Annotated in this window: 3 protein-coding genes; 1 reads left to right on the top strand and 2 read right to left on the bottom strand. The window is 75.4% G+C overall.

Annotation, left to right across the window (positions count from 1 at the left end; translation table 11 throughout):
- Positions 1-781 (top strand): response regulator (locus OZN99_RS30950; RefSeq protein ID WP_270939042.1); only part of this gene is annotated, 781 nt, incomplete at its 5' end.
- A 6-nt stretch (positions 782-787) separates the two neighbouring features.
- On the opposite strand, the gene OZN99_RS30945 is transcribed toward OZN99_RS30950, so the two are convergent.
- Positions 788-1,399, bottom strand: coding sequence for an NIPSNAP family protein (locus tag OZN99_RS30945; RefSeq protein WP_270939041.1), 612 nt, complete (start codon positions 1,397-1,399; stop codon positions 788-790).
- Between the two features lie 71 nt (positions 1,400-1,470).
- A partial coding sequence (locus tag OZN99_RS30940) for an FCD domain-containing protein (protein ID WP_270939040.1) occupies positions 1,471-1,767 on the bottom strand: 297 nt, incomplete at its 5' end.

Genomic DNA, 1,767 nt, shown 5'->3' with positions numbered 1-1,767 from the left:
CCCCGGCCGCGAGATCCTGCAACGCCAGTTGCGCGCGCTGGGCGCAGACGCCGTGACGGCGCCCGATGCGGCCGCGGCGACCGCCGCGCTGCGTCAGGCCGCGTCGGCCGCGCGCGCCTTCGACGTGGTGCTGATCGACGGGCACCTTCCCGGCACCCAGGCCGCGGATCTCGCTCGCGCCCTGCGACAGGACGGAACGCTCGCCCGCCCCAGGGTCCTGATCTGCTCCTCGGGCGGGCCGATCGTACAGCAGGCGCAGGCCGACGGGCTGGCCGACGCCGTGCTTCTCAAGCCCGTGCTGCCTGGACGGCTGCGCGAGGCGGTGGCCCGCCTGATGGCCGGCGGGGCCGCGTCGCGCCCGGGAGACGCCGGGGCGGCGACGCGGTCGGACGCGCCCGGGGCGGGGCTGCGCGTGCTGCTGGTCGAGGACAACGCCACGAACCAGTTCGTCGCCCGTGCCATGCTTGAGGCTGCCGGCGCGCAGGCGGACCTGGCGGTGGACGGCGCGGCGGCGGTGGAACGGGCCGCGGGCGCGCGCTTCGACTTGATCCTGATGGACCTGCAGATGCCGGTGATGGACGGGCTGGAGGCCACGCGGGCGATCCGCGGCGGCAACGGGCCCAACCACGCCACGCGCATCGTCGGCCTGACCGCCGCGGCCGGTGCGGAATTCGCCGCGCTGGCGCGCCAGGCCGGCATGGACGACTGCGTGACCAAGCCCTTCACGCGCGCCACGCTGCAGCGGGTGCTGTCCGAGGTCCGGCAGCCGGCAGGCGCCTGAGGTCGTTCAGGACAGCGGCGAACCCGGCAGCGGCAGGCAGATCCAGCTGCGCATGTCGGTCGTCAGCACGTCCGGTCCGCCCTTCGGTGGCCAGATCCCGCGCGAGACGGCGTCCGTCCGGATTGCCGCGCGGTCGTTCAGGGTGGGATAGGGCCAGATGTGGGTGAAGCGCGTCGGCCCGTCCAGCGTGTGCATCGCCACCAGCAGCGGCGAGAGCGGCAGCCGCGCCGGCAGCGCGCCGCGCCAGGCCTCGACCAGCGGCGCCAGGCCGTGCGGCTTCGTCACATAGGTCCGCACCTCGTAGATCGGCCCGCGCGCGCCGGGCTCCACGGGCGGCAGCCAGGGCAGCGGGGCGTAGGTGTCCATCGCCAGGCCGGTCAGCCATTCCGCGCAGCCGAAGGGGCTGGCGCTGGACTGCGCGCGGGCGCGCTCCGCCTGGATCGATGCGGCGTCGGCGAAGCCGCGCAGCACCAGCACCTGGTTCAGCGCGCCGATCTCGGTGGCAAGGATGCCGAGCAGCGTGCCGCCGCCTTCCCCGCAATAGGCCGCGATGGCGGGCGCCATCCTGGGTGCCGCACCGATCGTTGTGGACAGCGTGGCGAGTTCGTAGAGCGGCATGGGGCTGGTCCCTCCCTGCCGCCGATCATCCATCGGGGCGGCGCGCACCGCCATCCCGGGCTGCGGGTGTTTCAGCGCGCGGGTGCATCCGCGAAGAAGTGCGGCGTCGCCGCGCGCAGGCGCTCGGCCTCGGCGAAGGTGCCGGAGAGGTGGCGTCGCAGCCTGGCCTCCGCCTGCGCCGCGTCGCCAGCCAGGATCGCCTCGGCCAGCGCCTCGTGCTCGGCCAGCACGGCCTCGGCCTTGCCGGGCTCCGGCAGGTGCAGGCGGCGCAGCCGGTCCAGGTGCCCGCTGCGGCTGCGCACCAGGTCGCGCAGCCCCGGCACGTCGGCCGCGGCATAGAGCGCGGCGTGGAACGCCTCGTCGGCCTT

Source organism: Falsiroseomonas oryzae (assembly GCF_027856955.1).
Lineage (GTDB): Bacteria > Pseudomonadota > Alphaproteobacteria > Acetobacterales > Acetobacteraceae > Falsiroseomonas > Falsiroseomonas oryzae.
The sequence above is the reverse complement of the archived record's forward strand: the minus strand, read 5'-3'. Positions and strand labels throughout refer to the sequence as shown.

Excerpts from the sequence above, each read along its gene's own strand:
- OZN99_RS30945 (WP_270939041.1), bottom strand. The coding sequence starts at position 1,399 with ATGCCGCTCTACGAACTCGCCACGCTGTCCACAACGATCGGTGCGGCA.